This is a genomic window from Amycolatopsis sp. cg5 (assembly GCF_041346955.1).
Lineage (GTDB): Bacteria > Actinomycetota > Actinomycetes > Mycobacteriales > Pseudonocardiaceae > Amycolatopsis.
In genome coordinates, this window is sequence record NZ_CP166849.1 from 6,268,615 (window position 1) to 6,291,586 (window position 22,972).

Here is a 22,972-nt window from a genome sequence, read left to right on the forward strand (position 1 = left end):
ACCGAAACGTCAGAAGTCCAAGAAGGACGTCTGAATGTAGTAACCATCCTTCATAGACGGATCCTTGATCAACTGGGTCTCCACCCGGCGTGGACTCACGAAACTGTCCGTCGCCTTCACATAGATACGGCCGATCCCGCTGGTGTCCGCTCCCGGGTCGAAGTGGTAGTGGATCGTCGTCATCTGCTTCGTGCTGCTGAGAAAGTTCGCGACCTTGTCCTTGTTTCGATCGAGATTGGCCTGTGTCCAGGTTTGCGCGGTCTCCTGGTCGGTGAACGTCGACGCCCTGGGCTTGTTGCGTCCCTTCAGATAGGCGTCGTCCTTGGCGACGTGCCGCTCGATCGTGTGCCCGCGCGTCGGTGACTCGTGGTAGTTCAGGTCGCAGTTGTGGACCAGCAGCTGCGCGTCGGTGATGTAGTAGTTGTGGTCCCCCGCGACCTCGAAGTTGTAGACCGTGGTGCCGGTCATCGAGCTCGTGATCGCGGTGATGGGCTGTTCCGCGCCGGAGAGCGTGCTGAGCCTGTCCCCGACGCGGAGTTCGCCCGCGTCGGTCCAGCCCTTGCCGATCACCCAGAACGGGTGCTGCGGGGTGACCTGCAGTGAGGTCCCGGTCGTGGTGATCGTGAGGATCTGGTCCGCGTGCTTGGTGAACAGCCCCACCACACTGCGCAGCTGGGACCGCCCGGTGGCGAGATCACGGGCCCAGACCTGGTCGCCGACGGCGATCTGCTCGATCGGCTTCGCGCCATGGTCCGTGGCGACCGTCGTGCCCGCCGGGAAGCAGTTGCAAGGCTTGGTGGGCGCTGTCTTGGGGCCGGTCTTGAGACCCCAGCGGCCACCCGCGCCGATCACGAACTCGGCGAGCGCGCTCATCAGCAGGAACGTCTGAGGGTCGCCGATGCCCGCCGGGTCAGGGCCGCCGTTGCCGAAGGCGACCACCTGCATCTGGAATTTCGCGCTGCACAGGCTGGACTGATTCCGGCAGGCGTCGACCAGCAGGTTGAAGACCCCGTACCGCGGGTCCTTGTACGGGTGATCCGTGGGGAAGTAGCGCTCGGGGTTGGTCCCGACCTGCCGCTTCAGCGCCTCGATGAGCTCACGCAGGCCGGGAGCGTCGGCACCGAGCGCGACACCGTTGAGGTAGAAGATCCCGGTCTCGGGGTCCTGCCAGGTGACCAGGCCGTTGCCGTGGTCGGTCAGCGCGCCGAGCTCGTCGTCCAGCGGCAGGCCGGGACCGTTCGGCGGGCCCGCGTTCTGCTGGTCCTGGTTCTTCTTCTCCTGCGCGGCCTTGCGTGCGGCTTCCTCGGCCCGGTCCGCCGCCTTGCTCGCCTCGACAGCCATGTCGCGCGCCCGCTGGGCCGACGCGGCGACGTTGTCGGCGTGCTGCTGCGCGCTCGCGGCGGCACTTTCCGCCTTGGTCGCGTCGGCCTCCGCGTTCGTCGCCGCGCTCCTGGCCGCCGCCGCGTCGGCTTCGGCGTTGGCCGCCGCCGACCGTGCCGCGGCGGCGTCGCGCCCGGCAGCGGCCGCGGACCGGCCCGCGACCGCCGCGTCGTTGTTGGCCGCGTTGGCCGCCTTCCGCGCCAGCACGGCGTCGGCGCGTGCTTGCGCGTCGGCCTGATTCGCACGCTGGGCCGCGCCGCGTGCCGCCGCGCCGTCCGTCGCCGCGTCCGCCGCCGCCTGCTGGGCTTCCGCCGCCGACTTCGCCGCGCCCGCCGAGGACTTGGCCGCCTCCGCCGCCGCGTCGAACGCGGGCTTGATCTCACCGGCGGCCCGCGTCGCGGCGTCCGCCGCCGCCTTCGCCGCGGTCAAGGCCTCGTTGGCCCGGTTCACGGCGGCCTGCGCCTGCTCGGCGCCGACCGTCCTCGCCTGGTTCGCCACCGTGATGACGAAGTCGGCGGCGAGATCGGTACCGGTGAACGGCGTCGCCACGCTGATCGCCGTGTTCGCGGGATCGGTGATTGCTTGTGAAGACGCTCGCGCCGCCAGCGAGGCCTGAACCGCCAGGCTCGCTTGAGTAGCGGCCGAAACCGCTTCGCCCGCAGCCTCGTCAGCCTCGGTCCTCGTGCGCTCAGCCGCAGTCAGTGCTTGCACCGACTCAGAAGCTGCCTGCCCGGCAAGCGAACTCGCGGCTTGCGAAGCCTCAGCAGCCTGCGCTTCGCTGGCGGTCGCTTCTTCGGAAGCCGCGTTCGCCTGGAGCGCGGCGGCGTGCGTTGCCGCCGCTTCGGCCTCGGCCTGGTTGGCCGCCGCGTTGGCCCGAGCCGCGGCCGCGGCCGCCTGCTGCGCCGCCGCCCGCGCCCGTGCCGCCGCGCGGGTCGCTTCGGTCGCCGCCGCCCGCGAGGCCACCGCGGCGCCGGTCGCCGTGTTGGCCGCGCCGCGAGCCGCGGTCGCGGCTCCCCTGGCCGTGTTCGCCTCGGTGCGCGCCTGGTCGGCCGCGGCCCGAGCGGGTGCCTCGAAATAGCCTCCCCGCGCGGCCGCCGCGGCGGCTTCGTTCGCGGCGGCACGCGCCTCGGTGTCACGCTGCGCACGCTCGGCCTCGAACGCGCGGTCCCGTGCCCGCGTCGCGTTGTCGGCTTCGGTGTTCGCGTCACGATCCAGCCCGGCCGCGATGCCGTCCTGAGCCTCGGCGCGTTGACGTGCGCCCAGCGCGATTCCCGCCTGACGGTCGGCTTCGCCGCGCGCCGAATGGGCGACCGCGGCCTGCTGCTCGGCGCGAGCCCGCGCCGCCGCTGCCTTGGCCCGTTCCCGCTCGGCCGTCGCCCGTGCCGCCGCGGCCGCCGCGGCTTCCCGCTCCGCGGTGATCCGCGCGGTGCGAGTCCGTTCCGCGGCAGCCCATGCCCGCGCTTCGGCGGCTTCCGCTGCCTGCCTCGCCGCCTTCGTGCGGACGGCGGCGTCCTTGGCCGCGTCGGCCTGCACCCGCGCGGCCTCGGCGATCGACGCCGCGGCCTTCGCGTGTTCTTGCGCGTGCAGTCGCCACTGCTCCGCTTCCTTGGCGTGGCGTTCGGCTTCTTCCTGGGCGTTGGTCGCCTGGTCGGTGAAGGCGGTCGCGTCGACGGCGTGCGAAGCGGTCTCCGACGCCTTGGCCGCCGCCAGCGCGGCACTGGCCATGCCCGCGGCCATCTGCGCCCACTCGACGCCGTAGGTCAGCCCGGTCTCGACCAGGACGTTCGCCTCGACCTGCGCGCGCACCGAGGCGGTCTGCGCGTCGGCCGACGCCTGGTTCGCCAGCGCGAGCTGCCTGCCGACCTCGGCCTTGACCGCGTTGAACGCGTCAGCGGGATGCTGCCCGCCCGCCTTGTTGGCCAGCAGGATCTGCTCGGCCTTGCGGGCTTCCGTGCCCGCGGACACCAGCGCGTTGGCGGCCCGTTCCAGCGCGTTCACGCCATTGCCGTGCACCACCAGCAGATTCCGGCGGGCCTGCGAAGCCCGCGCGGACTTCTTCGCCAGCTCGGAAAGCTCCTCCGCGGCCTTGTCGCGGGCTTCCTGGTCCTTGATCGCCTGCTCGCGAGCGTCGGCGTCGGCCTTCGCCGCCACCAGGTACCCGGTCTTCAGGAACTCCGCGATGGCGGCGTCGCCCGCGTCCAAGGCCGCCTGCGCCGCGGCCTTGACCTTCGGCCCGGCCGCACCCACGAGCATGGTCACGCGCGCGCGGTTCTCCGTCGCGCGAGCCTGCGCGCCCTGGCTGGTCTCAGCGTCCCGCTGCTGCGCGATTTGCTTGCCGTAAGCCAGAAAAGCGGCCCGATCACTGTCGGTGCCCGCAAGCACCCGCGTGACCTCGGCGTTGAAATAGGGACCGCCGGTCCCCGCCAGCGGCTCGATCTCGGCACGGTCGCGGCGCGCCTGCTCCTGCTTGCGAGCGGCCGCCAGCGCCTGAGCCCGGTTCAGGCCGGTGTCGAGGAAGGCCCTGATCGCGGCGTTGTCACCGGCCAGCGCGGCGGCAGCGGCGTCGCGGACTTCGAAGTCCTCGGCCAACTCGGCATTGTCGGCGACAATCTGCCGAAATCGAGGATCGCCGAGGAAACCGGCCGGCAGCCCGGTCTTGCCGTCCCATTCGGGATAAGGCTCCGACCAAGCGGGCTGCACCCCCGGCGGCGGGTCGGCCTGCACGGCGGCTTGCGCCGCCGGATGCACCAGACCCGCGAAAACCGCTGTCACAAGGGAAAACACCACTGCTCTTCGAGCGCGTGGCACACTCATCGAACCCCCAGATTTAATGAATGGTGATTAAGCCTCAAAGGCCTTACCGAATCGTCGCGGCGATTTCAGCTTCGCCCACTTGACGACAATTCCCACCTAAAACCCCAGTGTCACGAACCTATTCGACGGAACACGGGCACGCAATTGTGGGCCACGTCACTCCGGCCCCCGTTCGGCGCGTCCCGGTGCTAATTGGCGAGCACACCGGGGACGCGAGTGCCAAGATTGCCGCCATGACCACGCTCAAGGCCCAGCTGCACGAAGACCTCACGACCGCCATCAAGGCACGCGACGAGCTCCGGTCCGCCACGCTCAGGCTCACCCTGTCGGCGATCACCTACCAGGAGACGGCGGGCACCGAGCCCCGCGTCCTCTCCGACGACGACGTCCTCAAGGTGATCGCCCGCGAGGTGAAGAAGCGCCGCGAGGCCTCGACCGCCTTCGAGAAGGGCGGCCGCACCGAGTCCGCCGCCCGCGAGCTGGCCGAGGCCGAGGTGCTCACCGCCTACCTCCCGGCCCAGCTCTCGGACGAGGAGCTGACCACGATCGTCGCCGACGCGGTCGCCGAGGCCAAGGCCTCCGGAGCCGAGGGCGGCAAGGCGATGGGCGCGGTCATGAAGATCGTCAAGCCCAAGGTGGGCGACCGCGCCGACGGCTCACGCGTCGCCGCCGAGGTCAAGCGCCTCCTGCTCGGCTGACCTCCGGGCGTCGTGAGTGTTTTCGCCGGTTAGAACCGGCCATACCACTCACGACCCCGGCTGGCCTTGAACGTTGCGAACGAGGCGTTCACAACGCACAACGTTGCGAACGAGGCGTTCGCGGCGAGCGCGATCCCTTACCAGCGGCCGAAGCGGACCACGTCGTCGAAGTTGCGGCGCGCGACCGAGCGCGCCGAGGAGCCGGGCGATGCCTCGGTCTCGGCTCCGTGGCCTAGTGCGACCATGCCGATCGGCTCGTGGTCTTCCGGCACGCCGAAGTCCTCGCGCAGCTTGGCCACGGCCTCGGGCCCGATGCCGGTATAGACCGCGCCGAGGCCTTCGTCGACCACGGTCTGCAGGATCAGCAGCGTCGCCATGCCTGTGTCGATGTCCCAGAACGGCACCGGCCAGCGGGATTCGTCGCGGTCGGTCCAGCCTTTGTCCTCGCGGGCGTAGCGGTCGAGGTAAACGTTCTTGACCGACAGCGGGATGATCACGACTGGCGCAGTCTTGACGGTTTCGATCGTCCAAGCCGCGCCGTACTCCCAGAAGCGCTTCAGCTCATCGCCCTGCAGGACAAGAAAGCCCTGTCCTTGCGAGAACCCGGCGGACGGTCCGCGCAAGGCGTTGCGCAGTATGCGCTGGAGGCTTTCCTCCGAGACGGGCTCGTCGGTGAACTCGCGCACCATCCGACGTCGGCGCACCACATCCTGGAACTCCACGAAGACCCCCTAAGCCGAATATTCACTCGACCGTAGCGCAGGTCGTGAGCGTTGCGGGCGGTTAGAACCGCCCGCAACGCTCACGACCCATGCGTGCCGGGGGTCAGCGGGAGGCGTTGGCCGCGCGGAGCGCGATCCACTGCCGCATCGCGTATTCGACGAGGGTGATCAGCGTCTGCTTGGTCGACTCGCGGTCGCGGGCGTCGCAGCGGACGATCGGGATGCTCGGGTCGATCGAGAGTGCCTCGCGCACGTCGTTGATGTCGTGCTGGAGTATCCCGTCGAAGCAGTTCACGCCGACGATGTACGGGAGGCCGCGGTCCTCGAAGAAGTCGACCGGGGCGAACGAGTCGGCCAGGCGCCGGGTGTCGGCGAGTACCACCGCGCCGATGGCGCCGCGGACCAGGTCGTCCCACATGAACCAGAAACGCTGCTGGCCTGGGGTGCCGAACAGGTACAGGATCAGGTCGGCGTCGAGCGAGACGCGGCCGAAGTCCATGGCGACCGTGGTGGTCGACTTCTTCGGGGTGGCGTCGAGGTTGTCGATGCCGGTACTCGCGTCCGTCATCATCGCCTCGGTGGTGAGCGGGACGATCTCCGACACAGAGCCGACGAAGGTCGTCTTGCCCGCACCGAAGCCGCCCGCCACGACGATCTTCGCCGATGTCATGGTCGGCGGCGCGGTTTCCCGCGGTGCCTTAAAGCCGACGGAGTCCACTCAAAACCCTTTCCATCAACACCAAGTGTGCTTCGGCGCCGTCATTGCCGGAGAGCGTCTTGTGCACGGTGACCAGTCCCGCGTCCGCCGCGTCGCTGATCAGCACTCGCGCCACGCCCAGCGGTACGCGCATGGCCGCCGCGATCTCGGCGACCGAACGCGGGGTCCGGCACTCTTCCATGATCGAGAGGTTCTCGATCTGCTGCATCGCCGCGTCGGAGAAGACCCCGACCGCGACTTCTTCCTTAGCGGAGACCAGGGTCTCCAGCTCCAACGCGTAGTTCGCCTTGGTGCGGCCACCCGTCAAAGCGTACGGCCGGACGATCGCCGTCTCTTCGGCCGGATGGAGGAGATCGTCCTGCGCCGAAGCGGGGTATTCGGCATAGCTCGCGTAGTCGGCGTACTCCTGGGGAGCCGGGTCGAAGAGCCCGCCCGGGTCCGGCGGCGAGACTACTGAGGTCACGCGGTCTCCTTGGTCGGTCGGTTCCTGCGATGACCCCTGCTGGCCGGAGTCCTTGTCCTTCCTTCGCTGCTTCCGACGACCACGGCCGGAGTCCAGCGTGAAGCCGTTGAGGACGTCGGCGAAAGTGCCGTCGTCACCAACAGGCCCCTCTGGGTTTCCGGATCCCGTGCTCATCGCGGCATCATCCCACCGGTTCGCCGATGAGTGAGCCTCCCGCGCCCTGGAGTTGCGCACGCAATTCCGGGGTGAGGATCTGCCCGACCCGATCGACCAGCATCGTCATCTCGTAGGCCACCTGGCCGATGTCGCAGTTCGGGGCCGCGAGCACGGCGAGACAGGAGCCGTCGCTGATCGACATCAGCACCATGATGCCGAGTTCCATCTCGACGACCGTCTCGTTGACCGCGCCCGCTTCGAAGCAGCGCGCGGCGCCCTGGGTGAGGCTGACGATGCCCGACGCGACGGCGGCGAGCTGGTCGGCCCTGTCGAGCGGGAGCCGGTTCGACGAGGTCAGCAGCAGGCCGTCCGCGGAGACGACGACCGCGTGCGCCACACCGGGCACGCGCTCGGCGAAGTCATTGACCAGCCATCCGAACTGGTTCTGCTGAGGCTGTGCCGCGTTCGGCGAGGTCATTCACCCTCCAGGTTTTCTGGGTTGGCTTCGGCCGGATGAGCTGTCCGGTGGCGTCCGCGCCGGATGCCCTGCTGGAAACTGCTCAGCCGTCCGCGCACATCCTGTGCGTCACGTTCTCGTCTGGGACCGGCGGGCGTCGCCGACGCGGTGGCGCTGCCGGGGAGCAGCTGCTCCCCGCGCCGCCGCCTCGGCAGGCCCGCAGGGGTGAAGGTAGACGGTGCGCTCTGTGACACCGCCTGCACGGTCCGCCAGCCGTCGTCGGAGCCGAACGCCCACTCCGCCGTCGCGGTCAGTTCCGAGGCGTCCTCGGGGGCGGCGGGCTGGACGGCGGCGGGCACCGGCTTGGCCTGCCGCTGCGGCAACGGCGGCAGCGCCGCCTTCTCCTGCTTCGGCGCTTCAGGAGCCTTCGGAGTCTTTGGCGCCGGCTTGGGCGTCTCCTCGGCTTCCTTGGTCACTGAAGCCTCGACGGGCTTCGCCACCCCTGACGTCTGCTTGCGGCCCCGGCTCACGCCCTGCTGGAAGCTCGACAGCCTGCCACGCACGTCCGCGGCGTCGCGGACCGGCAGGTCCGCGCTCTTGGCGGCCGCGGCGGGCTTCTCGGGATGCTCCGCGCTGCCCGGCATGAGCTTCTCGCCGCGCTGGCGGCGCGGGAGACCGGCGTCGGTGAACGTCGACGGCGCCGCCTGCGTGACGGCCTGCACCTTGCGCCAGTTCTCGTCGCTGGCGAGGTCCCAGTTGGTCTTCTCCTTGGGCGTCTCGCCCTCGGCCTGCTTCTCCGCTTGAGGCGGCTTGGGCTCGCGGAACCAGGCCGAGAGCATCTCGTCGAAGATCGGCGTCGTCTCGGACGTGCCCGGCTTCGCCTGCTTCGGCTGCGCCGCGGGCTCGGCCTGCTTCGCCGACTGGCTCCACCACTCGCCGAGCGCGGTGCCGTTGGCGACGAACAGTTCCTTGCCGCTGGGCAGCTGCCCGCTTTCCGAGACCGTCTCCGGCTCGGGTTCGGCGGCCTTAGGCGGCTTCGGCGGTTCGGCGGGCCGCTGCGGCGGCACCAGCGGACTCGGCTGGTCGTCGTCCTTCGAGATCGGGCTGAACAACGCGGTGCCCGAGATCTCCATGTCGGACGGCGGCCGCTCGTTCAGCGCGGCGACGTCCTCGGCGGACGGCCAGCCCGCGTCGGGCAGCGACGGCGACGGCCGGGTGCCCTTGGCCGGACGCTGCCGCCTGGGCAGCGCGCTCGGCTGGGGCAGCGACGGCCGCTGCGGGTGGTCCTGGTGCGCCGGGATCGGGCCGGTGAGCTGCTCGCTGTACGGGGTCATCACCAGCTCGGGCGGCACGGTGACGGTCGCGCGGACACCGACGATGTCCTTGCCGCCGTGCAGCGAGACGCCGACGCGGTGACGGCTGGCCAGCCGTCCGACCACGAACAGGCCCATCCGGCGCGAGGTGGCGAGGTCGACCGAGGCGGCCTCGGTCAGCCGCGAGTTGGCCTCGGCGACCTCGGCCTCGTTCATGCCGATGCCCTTGTCGAGGATGTCGATCGAGAGCGAGCGGTCGTCGGCGATCCGCACCGCGACGGTCACCTTGGTCTCCGGCGCGGAGAACGCGGTCGCGTTGTCCAGCAGCTCGGCGATCAGCCGGGTCAGGTCGCCCGCCGCGTAGCCGACGATCTTCGCGGTCGGCGGCGGCTGCACGACGACCCGCTGGTACTGCTCGATCTCCGAGACGGCGCCGCGCACGATGTCGGTCGTGGTGACCGGCTGACCGGACCGGCGCGTCGACTCGGAGCCGGACAGCACCATCAGGTTCTCGTTGTTGCGGCGCATCCGCGTCGCGAGGTGGTCGAGCTGGAACAGCGTCGCGAGCTGGTCGGCGTCCTCCTCGTCCCGCTCGAGCCGCTCGATCAGCTGCAGCTGGCGCTGCACGAGGCTCTGGCTGCGGCGGGACAGGTTGACGAACACGCTGCTGTAGCCGGTGCGCATCGCGGCCTGCTCGGCGGCGAGGTGGATGGCCTGGTGGTGCACCGCGTCGAAGGCCCTGGCGACCTCGCCGATCTCGTCGTTCGCGGTGACCGGCACCGGCTCGACCTCGGTGTTCTGCGGCCTGCCCTCCTGGATGTTGCGCACCGCGTCCGGCAGCTTCGTGTTCGCGACGTCGAGCGCGCTGTTGCGCAGGATCTTCAGCGTGCGCAACAGCTGGCGGGTGATCACGAAGACGACCGCAGCGGCGAGCACGAGCGCGCCGAAGAGGAGGACGGCGAGCAGCCCGGCACCGCTGCTGGAGCGTTCGACGAGGTCGGCCGAGGCGGCGGCCGTCTGGTCGCCGAGCCGCTGGGAGACCTCGCCCAGCCTGGTGACTATGGCCGAGGAACTTTCGTTCCACGACTGCGCCGGGATCTTGCGGAAGGCCTGCTCCGGCGGCACGCCCGACTCGCCGAGCGCGGTCTTGATCAGCGTGTCGCGGGTGTCGGAGCCGCCGCTCGCCACCGTGCTGTCGTAGTCCTGGCGCTGCTCCTGGGAGGCGGCGGCGCGGAAGTCGTCGACGTTGTCGGTGAACCGCACCTGCGCGGAGCGGACCTGGTTGAGCTCGATCGGGGCGAGCGTGCCGCGCGCGATGCCGTAGTCGACCAGGCCCTGGATGAGCGAGACCTGTTCCTTGGCGACCTGCAGGTCGTGCTGCGCGCTCGGCGTGCCGCCGATGGCGTCGTCGCTGATCCTGGCGGTCAGCGCGGTGTCGAGGTTGAGCAGCGAGCCGATGATCAGGCTGTACTCGCCGATCGACTGGACCGGCGACAGCTTGCCGGCGCCGCCCTGCTCGCGGATGTCGGCCAGCCTGGCGACCTGGATGCCCGCCTCGTTCTTGATGCCGCCGATGCCGGGGTCGAGCGTGGCCGCCTTGCCCGCGGCGAGGGTGAACGGCACGACCAGGCGGTCGACCTCACCACGGGTGGCGGTGAGGTCCGGCGAAACGCCGATGCCGTCGGTCAGCACGGCCGCGGTCTGCGTGCGCTCGCGCTGCAGGCCGTCGGTCAGCGTCCGGATGGCGGAGTTCAACGCCACCAGCCTGTCGATACGCTGATAGCTGTCGGACCTGCCGACCTGGTTGGCGATCGTGGTGACACCGAGCACCAGCGCGATCAAAATCGGGACCAGCGTGACGGCGGAGAGTTTGACCGGCAGGCTCCAGTCCCGCCAGCGCAGCACCGCACGCCAGTCAGCCATCTTCCGTGGTTTGCGTGGCTGCTGGCCCAGCAGCTTCCCCACAGGCACTTGGCCTTCTCCTGCAACGGTCACCTATGTGACTCCCTGTCCGGCGTCGTCGATCCGGTTCGGCCGCTCGCGGTGTTCGCCAACCGCATCCGATCATCCCTGCCGATCCGCGTCCAGCAGCCCACGTCGTGAGGCCGCGTAAGTCAAGTTCCGCCGACGAAACATCTGTGATCCCCCGGCAGGCGCCGGATTCGCATCATGCGATCTGCACCCTCATGGAGATCAGGTTTTCCGCGCCTTTCGATCACAGCTGTCGGCTTGGCGAAAGAATCGTACACCAAACGGTGACGAGTCAATTCCACTCGCGACACGGTGTATGACCAGCGCAAATGACACTAAACAGAAGGTCGCGGCAAACACTTTCCGTCACCGCACGTGGCCGTGATGCTTTTCAGTGACCACCCGCACTGATTTTCTCGACGGCCATGTCACCCGATTAGCCCACGCAGAGTAGCCAGAGCGCCCGGAAGGTGCACCGAGCGTGCACTCGATCGTGGGGTCAACCCCAAATGTGTGCCCGATGATGTGGCATTGCCAAGATCGCACCGAAACAGCCCCATCCACATGGGGGTTTCTCACGAGTTCGGGTTAACGGGCTGGGGTCGCCCACCAAAGGTAGGACAGCCTCGCCTGGTCGCGGGCAACGGGTGATCGAACACAACGAGTCAATACCGGAAACTACCAACAGTGATGACTGGCAGGTCGCCAACAACACACCAAGTGCGAGTTCGTCCAATCGGCACCCTTTTAGCAACAGCGCGTCACGAGTGGTGTCACCAATTCGAGTGATTAGACCGTTATCGAGAAAACGGTGTTACTCGCGCGACTTTCGGACCGGAAAACGAATACCGTGGCTCGACCCCAGGTCCGACGTCTTCCCCCATTCTCGCGCGTAGTTACGATGTGCGCTCCGAACGCCCATCAGGCAACGCGGCGCACACGAATGCGGGGTGCCGGCGTCACCCACATGGACGCGTACCTTTGCCGGAGGCCCACTCATGCAAGACATCGCGCACTCCCCCGCCATCATCCCTTCGGCGCGACGGCGCCCGATGTCCCCGCCGCGGCAGCTGCCCCCGATGTTCGTGCGCGGCAGCCTCGCGCCGGAGCCGGAGACCACCGGCCCCGACTTCGCCGAGATCAGGGAGAGCGCCGAGTTCGTCTCGCTCCGCTCGCGGCTGCGCCGGTTCGTGTTCCCGATGAGCCTGGCGTTCTTCGGCTGGTACCTCACCTACGTGCTGCTGGCGGCCTACGCGCACGAGTTCATGAGCCTGAAAGTCGTCGGCGAGGTCAACATGGCTATCGTGCTGGGCCTGGGCCAGTTCGCCAGCACCGCGGTGATCACGGCCGTCTACGTCAAGTTCGCGAACCGCCGGATCGACCCGCGGGTGGACGAGGTCCGCGCACGGGCGGAGGGAGCACAGTGACACCGCAGGCGACACTCGCGGCCACGGACACCTCGAGCGGCAACCCGATCGTCAACACCGTGGTGTTCGCCCTGTTCGTCGCGATCACGCTCTACGTGGTCTACCGCGCGAGCACCCGCAACTCGACCACCGCCGACTACTACGCGGCGGGCAGCGTCTTCTCCGGCAGGCAGAACGGGATCGCGCTCTCCGGCGACTTCCTGTCCGCCGCCTCGTTCCTCGGCATCGCGGGCGCCATCGCGATCCACGGCTACGACGGCTTCCTCTACTCGATCGGCTTCCTGGTCGCCTGGCTCGTCGACCTGCTCCTGATCGCGGAACTGCTGCGCAACACCGGCAAGTTCACCATGGGCGACGTGCTCGCGTTCCGGATGAAGCAGCGCCCGGTCCGCGCGGCGGCGGCGACGTCGACGCTCGTCATCTCCTTCTTCTACATGCTCGCGCAGATGGCGGGCGCCGGCGGCCTGGTCGCGCTGCTGCTGAACATCCACTCGCGACTCGGCCAGGCGCTGGTGATCGCGGTGGTCGGCATCATCATGGTGCTGTACGTGCTGGTCGGCGGCATGAAGGGCACCACGTGGGTGCAGATCATCAAGGCCAGCATCCTGCTGCTGTCCGGCACGCTGATCACGGTCTTCCTGTTCGGCAAGTTCGGCTTCAGCTTCTCGAACCTGCTCGCGGCCGCCGCGGAGAAGAGCCCGCTCGGTGAAAAACTGCTCCAGCCCGGCGGCCAGTACGGCGCCAACGGAACGACCAAATTGGACTTCGTGTCGCTCGCGCTGGCACTGGTGCTCGGCGCGGCGGCGCTGCCCCACGTGCTGATGCGCTTCTACACGGTGCCGAACTCCAAGGAGGCGCGCCGCTCGGTCGTCTGGGCGACGGCGTGCATGTTCCTGTTCTATCTGTGCACGCTCGTGATCGGCTTCGGCGCGGCGGCGATCGTCGGCCCCGACGAGATCAAGGCGGCGCCCGGCGGCGAGAACTCCGCCGCGCCGCTGCTCGCCCTGCACATCGGCGGCACGCTGCTGCTCGGCGTCATCTCGGCGGTCGCCTTCGCGACGATCCTCGCGGTGGTCGCCGGCCTGACGATCACCGCGTCGGCGTCCTTCGCGCACGACGTCTACGCCAACATCTTCAAGCACGGCAAGGCGGAAGCCGCGGCGGAGGTGAAGATCGCGCGCATCACCGCGGTCGTGGTCGGCGTGCTGGCGATCGCGGGCGGCATCCTCGCGAGTGGACAGAACATCGCGTTCCTGGTGGCGCTGGCGTTCGCGGTCGCCGCTTCGGCGAACCTGTCGACGCTGCTGTATTCGTTGTTCTGGAAGCGGTTCAACACGACAGGCACGCTGTGCGGCATCTACGGCGGCTTGATCGCGTGCCTGGTGCTGGTGTTCTTCTCGCCGGTGGTCTCGGGAACGCCGGACTCGATCATCCAGTCGGTCGACTTCCACTGGTTCCCGCTCAAGAACCCGGGCCTGGTCTCGATCCCGTTCTCGTTCCTGTGCGGCTACGTCGGCACCCTGCTCGGCCCGAAGGCCGACGCGGCCAAGCACGCCGAGATGGAAGTCCGCTCCCTCACCGGCATCGGCTCCTGAGAACCCGGGATAAAGCGGGCTTTACTCCCCGATGTTTAGCGGGCTTTATCCCCGGGAGTAAAGCCCGCTTTATCCCGGGTTCTCAGGCTTGACGCGCAGTCCGTCGACGACGATCGCCATCAGGCGCTCGCCGTCGCCTGCCGGTGCGTGCTGGCCCGCGACGCCGACGCCGTGCGCGAGGCGGAGCACGTCGACACCGGTGATGTCGGTGCGGATGTCGCCTGAGCGCTGCGCGGCTTCGACCAGCGCGCCCGCCGCGCCGTACAGATTGGTCCGGCAGAGCTGGAAGGTGTCGGAGTTCGCGTCGATCGACGCCTTGAGACTCGCGGCGAGCCCCTGCCTGCTGAGCACGTACGTGACGTGCTCGGCCGTCCAGGCCACGAGCGCGTCGAACGGCGGAAGCTCCTCGAGCAGCTGGTGCGCCCGCTCGCTCAGCTCGGTGATCTCGCCGCGGTAGACCGCCTCGATGAGCGCGGTCCTGGTCGGGAAGTGCCGGTACAGCGTGCCCGCGCCGACGCCCGCGCGTTTGGCGATGTCGTCCAGCGGGGCTTCGGGGCCGTGCTCGGCGAAGGCCTGCTTGGCGGCCGCCATGACCGCGTCGTAGTTCCGGCGCGCGTCCGCGCGCATGGGACGGGCTGGATCGGTTGCCGTCATGGGAACACCTCCTCGTCCAGGATAACCGGAGAAACTCTCCGAATTCACTTGCGTAAGTGGAGACACTCTCCATATGCTCTCATGAACAAAGCGGAGACCTTCTCCACTTGAGTACGCAGAGCACCACAGTGAGTACTGGGGAGTATTCCTTGACCGAGCAGTCCCTGTTGTCACGCCCCGCGCCGCCGGAGACCCGGCGACGCCCCGCACTCATCCTGGCGATCGTCCTGACCTGCCAGCTCATGCTGATCCTCGACGCCACGGTGATGAACGTGGCGCTCCCGCCGATCCAGTCGGAACTCGGCTTCTCGCGCACCGGCCTGTCCTGGGTGATGAACGCCTACAGCCTCGTCTTCGGCGGCTTCCTGCTGCTCGGCGGCCGGGCGGGCGACCTGTTCGGCAGGCGCCGCATGTTCGTCATCGGCACCAGCGTGTTCACCGTCGCGTCGCTGGCGGGCGGCCTCGCCACGTCGGCCGAGCTGCTGATCGTCGCCCGTGTCCTGCAGGGCGTCGGCGCCGCGATGGCCGGCCCGAGCACACTCGCCCTGATCGCCACCACGTTCACCGAGCCCAAGGCCCGGATGCGGGCGCTGGCGTTGTTCTCCGCCATGTCCAGCGGTGGTTTCGCCATCGGCCTGATCCTCGGCGGCCTGCTGACGCAGTGGTTCACCTGGCGGGCGGTGCTGTTCATCAACGTGCCGTTCGGCGCCGCGATCGCGCTGCTGGCACCGAGGTTCGTGCCGGAGCCGGAACGCAAGCGGGCCCATCTCGACCTGCCTGGCGCGGTCACCGGCACCGCGGGTGTCGCCTCGCTGGTCTACGGCTTCATCCGCGCCGCGCAGGAAGGCTGGGGTGACGCGGTCACGATCGTGGCGCTTGCCGTCGGCCTCACGTTGATCGCGACGTTCCTGACCATCGAACGCCGGGCAAGCCAGCCGCTGATGCCGCTGCGCCTGTTCGCCGACCGCAACCGCGCCTCCGCCTACGCGAACTTCTTCTTCGGGCCGATGGCGATGATGTCGATGTTCTTCTTCCTGACCCAGTTCCTGCAGGACGTCAGCCACTTCAGCGCGCTGGCCACCGGTTTCGCCTTCCTCCCGATGGCGGCCGTGCTGTTCACCGTGACCAGGTTCGTGTCACGCCTGCTGCCGAAACTCGGCCCGAAGAAGATGGCGGCGGCCGGGTCGGCGGCGATGGTCGTCGGATTGACCTGGCTGACCCAGCTCACGCCGGAAAGCCACTACGCGACGGGCATGCTCGCCCCGATGATCCTGATGGGCTTCGGCGCGGGATTCGCGTTCTCGCCGCTGAACATCCTGATCATGGGCACCGTCCCGGCCGAAGACGCGGGCGCGGCGGGCGGCGTGCTGCAGACCCTTCAGCAGGGCGGCGCGACGCTAGGGCTCGCGATCCTCGTGACCGTGTTCGGGGAGAGCACGCGTGGCATCTCGGGTGGCCCGGAAACGATCCTGGTCACCGGCATGACCACGGCGTTCATCGCGTCCGCGCTGATCGCCGCCTGCACCTTCGTGGTGGCGCTGACGTTCAGAGCTTCTGACCGGCCTTGACGCGGGAGGTGACCCGGCGTTCGACGAGGAACGACACGAACGGGACACAGCCCGCCAGCAGCACGAGCACGGTGCCCTTGATCGACCAGCGTGCCTTGATCGCCAGGTCGATGGTGAGCGCCAGGTAGATCATGTACAGCACGCCGTGGATCGGCGAGTAGATCGCCGACGGCTCCGGGTTGTCGAAGACGTACCGGAGCACCATCACGAAGCACAGCCCGAGCAGGCCGACACCGGTCACGTAGGCGGCGCCGCGGAACCGGGTCAGCGGTCCGGCCAGCGAGGCGAGCGGGGTGGCGTCGTCAGTGCGGGTGGTCATGGCTTGTCCGGGGACCTCTCGTGATCGCGAGCGTTCAGCTCGGCGAGGTAACGGTTGTAGGCGGCGAGCTCGTCGTCCTCGCCCGCCACGGGGGCGGGCGCCGGTTTCCGCGGCCGCGGGGCCGGCGCCGCTTCCTCCGGTTGCTCTTCGGCTCGGATACGCAGCTTGCGGATCCGGTAGAACATGAAGGCCGGGAACAACCCGAACAGCGGCCACTGCAGCACATAGCCGAGGTTCTGGAAGGTGCCGTTCGCGGAGGAGAACCGCTCCCACTGCCACCAGGCGAGCCCGCAGCAGAGCACCAGGCTCAGCAAAGACACCCCGACGATGGCGAGGCGGCGACCGGTGACCGAACTGACTGGCACGGTCACGACGCTAGCACTCGCCCCGGAGTGAGCTACGGCTCAGTGGTCGTGAGTGTCCCTGTCAGGAATCCTCACGACACCTTCACGTTCTGGGCGGCTTTCGCGTAGCCGTCGGCGAGGCCGAAGACCTTCTTCGCGTACTCGTCGGAGTTGTTGTAGGACAGGATGCCCTGCCACCAGCCGCCCGCGCTGGACATGTCACGGCCGTTCGCGCACAGGTAGCGGGCCGCGGCGTAGGCGGCGTCGTCGATCTGCTGCGGGTCGCCGACGCCGTCGCGGTTGCCGTCGGAGTTCCACTTGGCCCACGTGCCGGGGATGAACTGCATCGGGCCGACGGCGCGGTCGGTCACCGGGTCACCGTCGAGACGGCCGCCGTCGGTGTCACCGATGGCCTTGACGCCCGCGGAGCCGTCGAGCGGGACGCCGATGATGGGCTTGCTGGGCCTGCCGTCGGCGCCGAGCACCGCGCCGCCGTACTGGCCGTGGTTGGACTCGATGCGCCCGATCCCGGCGAGCGTGGCCCACGAGATCTTGCAGCCGGGCTGCGCGGCGCGCTGGGCGAGTTCCGCGTTGCCGTACGCGATGAGCGCCCTGGCGGGCACGCCGACCAGCGGGGCGGCCTTGTTCGCCCATTCGGCGAGCAGGTTCTTGCCCTGCGTCTGCTGAGGGGAGGTCTCTTGCGTCGCGCCGCCGCCCAAGGTGGCGTTGACGGGGGCGACCGAACCCGGCTCGACCTGCGCGGCCGCGACCTGCAGTGCCGGGATGTCGGTGGTGGTGGGGCTGGCGACCGGGTCACTCGCCTTCGCGACGAGCCAGACACCGCCGCCCGCGACCGCCAGCACGACGGCGATCACGCCGAGCCTGATCAGAACGGCCGTGCCCTGCTTCGAACCTGTTTGCGGGGTCGTGCGCACGGACCAGTTCCTCCAGCGTGACGGCGTTGGTGTGTTAACGAGCCCGCGCAGGTTAGCGTTACGCGGGCTGTTCCACCGTCGTCGCCGCGCCGGTTCCACCCGGCCGTGTGAGGGTCTCCCGCTATGCGGACTTCTGCTGTCGCGCGAGACGCGCCACGCACCAAGCCGGCGCGCTGCCGCGGCGAAGGTGCTGGAGCACGGTCATCGGGCCGAGCCTGCGGCTCAGGTCCGACGGGCTGAGCCCGGCCGCGCGGTAGTCGAGCGCGCGCTGGTCGAGCGGGCTGATGCCCGCGTCCCACCACAGCTCGGCTTCGGAAACCCCACCGACCATCTGCCACCAACCGGCGGCGGCCGTGAGGAGTTCGTCCGGCACGCCGGGAAGCCGCTTGCGCATGGCCTCCAGGTAGCCGGGATCGGCGTTGTCCACCTGTGCCCACCGGGCGGACCCGGTGCGTTCACGCTGGCCCGGAATACCGGGTGCGGGGCGGGGAACATCGGCAAGCCAAGCGGACGCGATGCGGTCCACCTCTTGCTCCTCGGCGGTCTGCTCGCGCTCGGCCGCCCACTGCCGGATCAACGCATCCACTCCGGGATCTCCGGTCATCCCTGCCTCCTTCATCGCCCCGACTGACGAAGTTCATGACTGAACAAGCCACAACGATCTTGCTGTTGAACATCGCGCCTGGCGCCGAGATCCACGGCCTCCCCGTGGACGGCATCAGCTGATCACGCAATGTGAGCACCGTAGGGCTGAGCAGGTCTACTCCGCCAGACTTTCCAAGCTACGAATTCGTCTACCAGCGGCTTATCGGCCTCAATCCACCCGGATGGTCGAGTGTGGACAGCCAATCTCGCAATCCGTAACGCTAGGTGACGGTAAAATCGGGCGCACAGCGTTACGACCGGCATCGCCACGCGGTGCCGGTCGATACTTGCTTGGGGTCAGGCGAACAGGTCCTTCACGAAAGTGACGACGGCTTCGGCTCCACTGCGCAGCCAGCCGAGCACGTTGTGCACGGCGTCGGCGGACTCATGCGGCCTGGTGATCAAGAAGAAGAGCACGAGCGCGACAACACCGACGACCAGGATCTTCTTGATTTGGGGCGACATAGCTCCATCCGATCACGTCTCACCGATCACACTGCGGTGTCGTACCGATGACTCTATGTGGCCATCACTGTCGTGTCTACTCTAGAAGAATTACGGGACCCCCGGCACGAAGACACGCTTAAGGATCATTCATGAACGATTTGGTTCTCGTTGAGCGGGACGGGCCGGTGACAACGGTGCTGCTCAACAGGCCTGAGGTCCGCAACGCCGTCGACGGGCCGACCGCGCGGGCGCTCGCCGACGCGTTCCGCGCCTTCGACGCGGACAGCGACGCTTCTGTCGCAGTACTCGGAGGAGTGGGTGACGGCTTCTGCGCCGGCGCCGATCTGAAGGGCATCGGCACCGAACGGTCCAACCGCCTCGACCCCGAAGGCGACGGCCCGATGGGCCCGACCCGGATGACCCTGTCCAAGCCGGTCATCGCCGCCGTGCACGGCCACGCGGTCGCCGGCGGCCTGGAACTGGCGCTGTGGTGCGACCTGCGCGTCGCGGACGAGTCGGCCGTGTTCGGCGTGTTCTGCCGCCGCTGGGGCGTCCCGCTCATCGACGGCGGCACCGTCCGCCTCCCGAGGCTGATCGGCCAGTCCCGCGCGATGGACATGATCCTCACCGGCAGGCCGGTCGACGCGGCCGAAGCACTCGCCATGGGCTTGGCCAACCGCGTCGTCCCGGTCGGTGAATCCCTTACCAGCGCCCAAGAACTGGCCCGGCAGCTCGCCGCTTTCCCGCAGGCGTGCATGCGCGGCGACCGCGCTTCGGTGCTCGCGCAGCACGGCCTGCCCGGCGACGAAGCCCTGCGGACGGAGTTCCAGATCGCGCTCGGCTCAAGCGGGCTCGCGGCCGAGGCCGTCGACGGCGCGGGCCGCTTCGCCTCCGGCGCCGGCCGGCACGGCTCCTTCGACCAAGCGTGAAGGACTCGTGAGCGTTGCGGGCGGTTATTGAGCGGTAGGTCCGAGGTGGCGTGGTCGAGGAGCCGGCGAGCCTGGGCCGACGGAGTTGCTTTTGGGCCGTCAGGTGTCCCCAAAGCAACTCCGTCAGGCCTGCGGCCGCTGATTCTCGGCAAGTCGCTCTCCCGCGACACTCAGGCCCACCACGCCACCTTTGGATTTCCGCTCAGCAACCGCCCGCAACTTCGCTCGGATCCGTGGAGTGGGGGCCTAGTTCGACCGTATATGCGGGTGAGGGAGGCCCCCACTCACTCGGCTCGGGTGAGGGAGGCCCTGACCCACGCCAACCGTGGATGAGGCTCTCTTCATACCTGCGTGAGTCCTTCGGCCGGGCGCACGAATAAATGGCGCGCGTACGTGATCACCGAACACTAGGGTCGCCCGCATGCCGGACCCCGTGATGCTGCGCCCGACCCGCGAAGACGACATGCCGCTGCTCGAACGGCTGACGAACGACCCGGACGGCGCGGGCTCGTTCCAATGGCTCGGCTGGCACGATCCCGGCCTGATGTTGCGCCGCTGGAAGGAAAACGGCCTGCTCGGCCCCGAGCACGGCCAGCTGATGATCGCACAGGGCACCACCGCGCACGGCTTCGTGTCGTGGCACAAGGTCCCGACCGGCCACTGGGCCTACTGCTGGAACATCGGCCTGATCATCCAGCCGGAATCGCGCGGCCAGGGCATCGGCACCGAGGCACAGCGCCTCCTCGTCCGCTACCTCTTCGCCCACACCCTGGTCCACCGCGTCGAAGCCGACACCGAGACCGAGAACTTCGCCGAGCAGCGCGCCCTCGAAAAAGCGGGCTTCACCCGCGAAGGCATCCAGCGCGGCTGGGACTTCCGGGACGGCCAGTACCGCGACAGCTACCGCTACAGCATCCTGCGCACCGACCTCGCCTGACCGAAGCCTGGTCATAGCCCGAAAGCCACCTTCGTCAGGTCCAATAGCCCGAAAGCCACTTTCGGCAGATCGCATCTGACGAAAGTGGCTTTCGGGCTAAAACGGCTAGGTGATGGCGCCTGCTGAGCGGAGGCGGGTGAGGTCGGCGTCGGTCAGGCCGAGTTCGGTGAGGACCTCGGTCGTGTCGGCGCCTCGTTCGTGCGGGGCCTCGGGGGTCGCGGGCGGGGTGCGGTCGAAGCGGGGCGCCGGGGCCGGTTGGACGACGCCGCCGATCTCGACGAAGGTGCCGCGCGCGATGTTGTGCGGGTGCGAGGGCGCTTCCCAGGGTGAGAGGACCGGGGCGATGCACGCGTCGGTGCCTTCGGCGAGTGCGACCAGGTCGTCGCGCGTGTGCTTGCCGATGGCCTCGGCGAGGATTTCGCGCAGCCGCGGCCACTGGGATTTGTCCACGTGCAGCGGGAGTTCCTCGGGGTCGAGGCCGAGCACCTTGACCAGGTCGCCCCAGAAGCGCATCTCGATCGCGCCGACGGAGACGTATTTGCCGTCGGACGTCTCGTAGGTGTCGTAGAACGGGGCGGCGCCGTCGAGGAGGTTGTCGCCGCGCTCGTCCGACCAGACGCCGGCCGCGTGCATGCCGTGGAGCTGGGTCATCAGCAGGGCGGCGCCGTCGACCATGGACGCGTCGACGACCTGGCCCTTGCCGGAAGTGCCCCGCTCGTGCAATGCGGCGAGCAGGCCCATGGCGAGGAGGAGTCCGCCGCCGCCGAAGTCGCCGACCAGGTTGAGCGGCGGGACCGGGCGTTCACCGGCGCGGCCGATGGGCTCCAGCGCGCCCGCGATGGAGATGTAGTTGATGTCGTGCCCGGCGGTCGGCGCGAGCGGGCCGTCCTGGCCCCAGCCGGTCATCCGGCCGTAGACGACGCGCGGGTTGCGGGCGTGTACCTGCTCGGGGCCGATGCCGATGCGCTCGGCGACTCCCGGGCGGAATCCTTCGACGAACACGTCCGCGGTCTCGCACAGTTTGAGGACGAGTTCGACGCCTTCCGGCGACTTCGTGTTGACGCCGATCGTGCGCCGCCCCCGCGTGAGCGGGTCGAACGGCATCGCGAGCACGTCGTTTCCGGTGCCGGCGCGGTCGACGCGGATCACGTCGGCGCCGAGGTCGGCGAGCATCGTGCAGGCGAACGGGGCGGGCGCCAGCCCGGCCAGTTCGATCACCTTCAGCCCGCTCAGTGGCCCTGCCTTCATCGGTGAGGTCCTCTCAGAGCGTGCGGGAGATGATTTCCTTCATGATTTCGCTGGTGCCACCGAAGATCCGCGAAATGCGCACGTCGGCCCACGCGCGCGCGATCGGGTATTCGTTCATGTAGCCGTAGCCCCCGAAGAGCTGCAAGCAGTCGTCGACGACTTTGTTGATCCGTTCTGTGGTCCAGAGTTTCGCCATCGCGGCGCCTTGGACGTCGAGTTCGCCGCGCAGGTGCCGCTCGATGCACTGGTCGAGGAACGCGCGCGCGACCGCGGCCTCGGTGGCCGCCTCCGCGAGCTTGAACTTGGTGTTCTGGAAATTGAAGATCGGCCTGCCGAACGCGGTGCGTTCCTTGGTGTAGTCGATGGTCAGGTTGATCGCGGCCTCCATGCCGGCGACCGAGGTGACCGCGATCAGCAGCCGTTCCTGCGGCAGCTGCTGCATGAGCTGGATGAAACCCTGGCCTTCGGTGTCGCCGAGCAGGTTCGCGGCGGGCACCCGGACGTCGTCGAAGAACAGCTCGGCGGTGTCCTGTCCCTTGAGGCCGATCTTGTCGAGCACGCGGCCGCGGCGGAAGCCCGGCGTCGTGGTCTCGACGGCGATCAGGGAGACACCCTGCGCGCCCGCGTCCGGATCGGTCTTGACCGCGACGATCACCAGGTCGGCGTGCCAGCCGTTGGTGATGAACGTCTTGGCGCCGTTGATGACGTACTCGTCGCCGTCGCGGACCGCGCGGGTCGCGATGCTCTGCAGGTCCGATCCGGTGCCCGGCTCGGTCATCGCGATGGCGCCGACGAACTCGCCGCTCGCGAACTTCGGCAGCCACTCCCGCTTCTTCGCCTCGGAGGCGTACTGCAGGATGTAGTGCGCGACGATTCCATTGTGGACGGACACGCCCCACGCCGAGTCGCCGGAGCGGGCCTGCTCCTCGTAGAGCACGGTCTCGTGGGCGAAGGTGCCGCCGCCACCGCCGTACTCCTCGGGAATGGACAACGCCAGCAGGCCGACCTCGCCCGCCTTGTTCCACAGTTCCCGGTCGACCATCTTGGCCTGCGCCCAGCGCTCCTGATGCGGGACCAGCTCCTTGGCGAAGAAGGTCTTGGCGAGTTCCCTCAGGTCTTCGAGCTCGGTACTGCTCCACGAGCTCCTGTGGATCTGCAACGCCACGTCGCGTCCTCCCGCACTGGAAAACATTACGTCCAGAATGTAAGTTCTAGCCAGAATGTACATCCGT

At 68.7% G+C, this 22,972-nt stretch carries 20 protein-coding genes; 6 read left to right on the forward strand and 14 right to left on the reverse strand.

The window, feature by feature from the left end; all coding sequences use genetic code 11:
- Nucleotides 1–9: 9 nt before the first annotated feature.
- Nucleotides 10–4,152 (reverse strand): polymorphic toxin-type HINT domain-containing protein, encoded by a 4,143-nt coding sequence (locus AB5J62_RS27850; protein ID WP_370942883.1) that lies wholly within the window; start codon nt 4,150–4,152, stop codon nt 10–12.
- Between the two features lie 275 nt (nt 4,153–4,427).
- Between AB5J62_RS27850 and AB5J62_RS27855 the strand changes: the two genes are divergently transcribed.
- Nucleotides 4,428–4,892, forward strand: a complete 465-nt coding sequence (locus AB5J62_RS27855; protein ID WP_370942884.1) for a GatB/YqeY domain-containing protein — start codon at nt 4,428–4,430, stop codon at nt 4,890–4,892.
- Nucleotides 4,893–5,029: 137 nt separating this feature from the next.
- Here the strand turns inward: AB5J62_RS27855 and AB5J62_RS27860 are convergent, their stop codons facing one another.
- From AB5J62_RS27860 to AB5J62_RS27880, 5 genes are all read right to left on the reverse strand, one after another.
- A complete protein-coding gene (locus AB5J62_RS27860) occupies nt 5,030–5,614 on the reverse strand; it encodes a nitroreductase family protein (RefSeq protein WP_370942885.1) in 585 nt (194 codons plus the stop codon).
- A gap of 103 nt (nt 5,615–5,717) precedes the next feature.
- Nucleotides 5,718–6,284 carry an ATP/GTP-binding protein gene (locus tag AB5J62_RS27865; RefSeq protein WP_370942886.1) on the reverse strand — a complete coding sequence of 189 codons (567 nt, stop codon included), beginning with the start codon at nt 6,282–6,284 and terminating at the stop codon, nt 5,718–5,720.
- 28 nt (nt 6,285–6,312) lie between these two features.
- Nucleotides 6,313–6,969: a DUF742 domain-containing protein gene (locus AB5J62_RS27870; protein WP_370942887.1), complete on the reverse strand. Its 657-nt coding sequence runs from the start codon at nt 6,967–6,969 to the stop codon at nt 6,313–6,315.
- Nucleotides 6,970–6,976: 7 nt separating this feature from the next.
- Nucleotides 6,977–7,429 carry a roadblock/LC7 domain-containing protein gene (locus AB5J62_RS27875; protein WP_091292047.1) on the reverse strand — a complete coding sequence of 151 codons (453 nt, stop codon included), beginning with the start codon at nt 7,427–7,429 and terminating at the stop codon, nt 6,977–6,979.
- Nucleotides 7,426–10,644: a nitrate- and nitrite sensing domain-containing protein gene (locus AB5J62_RS27880; RefSeq protein WP_370942888.1), complete on the reverse strand. Its 3,219-nt coding sequence runs from the start codon at nt 10,642–10,644 to the stop codon at nt 7,426–7,428. The genes AB5J62_RS27875 and AB5J62_RS27880 overlap by 4 nt, the downstream gene beginning before the upstream one ends.
- Before the next feature lie 1,046 nt (nt 10,645–11,690).
- Between AB5J62_RS27880 and AB5J62_RS27885 the strand changes: the two genes are divergently transcribed.
- Both AB5J62_RS27885 and AB5J62_RS27890 read left to right on the forward strand, forming a co-directional pair.
- The gene (locus AB5J62_RS27885; RefSeq protein WP_370942889.1) at nt 11,691–12,119 is read left to right on the forward strand and encodes a DUF485 domain-containing protein; all 429 of its coding nucleotides are present in this window, start codon (nt 11,691–11,693) and stop codon (nt 12,117–12,119) included.
- The gene (locus AB5J62_RS27890; protein WP_370942890.1) at nt 12,116–13,714 is read left to right on the forward strand and encodes a cation acetate symporter; all 1,599 of its coding nucleotides are present in this window, start codon (nt 12,116–12,118) and stop codon (nt 13,712–13,714) included. The genes AB5J62_RS27885 and AB5J62_RS27890 overlap by 4 nt, the downstream gene beginning before the upstream one ends.
- A 69-nt stretch (nt 13,715–13,783) precedes the next feature.
- On the opposite strand, the gene AB5J62_RS27895 is transcribed toward AB5J62_RS27890, so the two are convergent.
- Nucleotides 13,784–14,368: a TetR/AcrR family transcriptional regulator gene (locus AB5J62_RS27895; protein ID WP_370942891.1), complete on the reverse strand. Its 585-nt coding sequence runs from the start codon at nt 14,366–14,368 to the stop codon at nt 13,784–13,786.
- 149 nt (nt 14,369–14,517) lie between these two features.
- Here AB5J62_RS27895 and AB5J62_RS27900 point away from each other — a divergent pair, with 149 nt between their 5' ends.
- Nucleotides 14,518–15,936: an MFS transporter gene (locus AB5J62_RS27900; RefSeq protein ID WP_370942892.1), complete on the forward strand. Its 1,419-nt coding sequence runs from the start codon at nt 14,518–14,520 to the stop codon at nt 15,934–15,936.
- Here the strand turns inward: AB5J62_RS27900 and AB5J62_RS27905 are convergent.
- The 5 genes from AB5J62_RS27905 to AB5J62_RS27925 all read right to left on the reverse strand — a co-directional run bounded on the left by AB5J62_RS27905 (nt 15,914) and on the right by AB5J62_RS27925 (nt 18,644).
- A complete protein-coding gene (locus tag AB5J62_RS27905; RefSeq protein WP_370942893.1) occupies nt 15,914–16,255 on the reverse strand; it encodes a DUF3817 domain-containing protein in 342 nt (113 codons plus the stop codon). The two genes, AB5J62_RS27900 and AB5J62_RS27905, sit on opposite strands and share 23 nt — an antisense overlap.
- Nucleotides 16,252–16,620, reverse strand: a complete 369-nt coding sequence (locus tag AB5J62_RS27910) for a hypothetical protein (protein ID WP_370942894.1) — start codon at nt 16,618–16,620, stop codon at nt 16,252–16,254. Before AB5J62_RS27910 ends, AB5J62_RS27905 begins: the two co-directional genes overlap by 4 nt.
- Before the next feature lie 71 nt (nt 16,621–16,691).
- On the reverse strand, nt 16,692–17,534 hold the full coding sequence (locus tag AB5J62_RS27915; protein WP_370942895.1) for a murein transglycosylase: 843 nt from the start codon (nt 17,532–17,534) through the stop codon (nt 16,692–16,694).
- 121 nt (nt 17,535–17,655) lie between these two features.
- Nucleotides 17,656–18,138: a transcriptional regulator gene (locus tag AB5J62_RS27920; protein ID WP_091292036.1), complete on the reverse strand. Its 483-nt coding sequence runs from the start codon at nt 18,136–18,138 to the stop codon at nt 17,656–17,658.
- A gap of 338 nt (nt 18,139–18,476) precedes the next feature.
- Nucleotides 18,477–18,644, reverse strand: coding sequence for a hypothetical protein (locus AB5J62_RS27925; RefSeq protein ID WP_176968764.1), 168 nt, complete (start codon nt 18,642–18,644; stop codon nt 18,477–18,479).
- Between the two features lie 131 nt (nt 18,645–18,775).
- Between AB5J62_RS27925 and AB5J62_RS27930 the strand changes: the two genes are divergently transcribed.
- Nucleotides 18,776–19,555 carry a crotonase/enoyl-CoA hydratase family protein gene (locus AB5J62_RS27930; RefSeq protein WP_370942896.1) on the forward strand — a complete coding sequence of 260 codons (780 nt, stop codon included), beginning with the start codon at nt 18,776–18,778 and terminating at the stop codon, nt 19,553–19,555.
- 421 nt (nt 19,556–19,976) lie between these two features.
- Nucleotides 19,977–20,492 (forward strand): GNAT family N-acetyltransferase, encoded by a 516-nt coding sequence (locus AB5J62_RS27935; protein WP_370942897.1) that lies wholly within the window; start codon nt 19,977–19,979, stop codon nt 20,490–20,492.
- 105 nt (nt 20,493–20,597) lie between these two features.
- Here the strand turns inward: AB5J62_RS27935 and AB5J62_RS27940 are convergent, their stop codons facing one another.
- On the reverse strand, nt 20,598–21,740 hold the full coding sequence (locus AB5J62_RS27940; RefSeq protein ID WP_370942898.1) for a CaiB/BaiF CoA transferase family protein: 1,143 nt from the start codon (nt 21,738–21,740) through the stop codon (nt 20,598–20,600).
- Nucleotides 21,741–21,753: 13 nt separating this feature from the next.
- Nucleotides 21,754–22,905 (reverse strand): acyl-CoA dehydrogenase family protein, encoded by a 1,152-nt coding sequence (locus tag AB5J62_RS27945; protein ID WP_370942899.1) that lies wholly within the window; start codon nt 22,903–22,905, stop codon nt 21,754–21,756.
- Nucleotides 22,906–22,972: the final 67 nt, after the last annotated feature.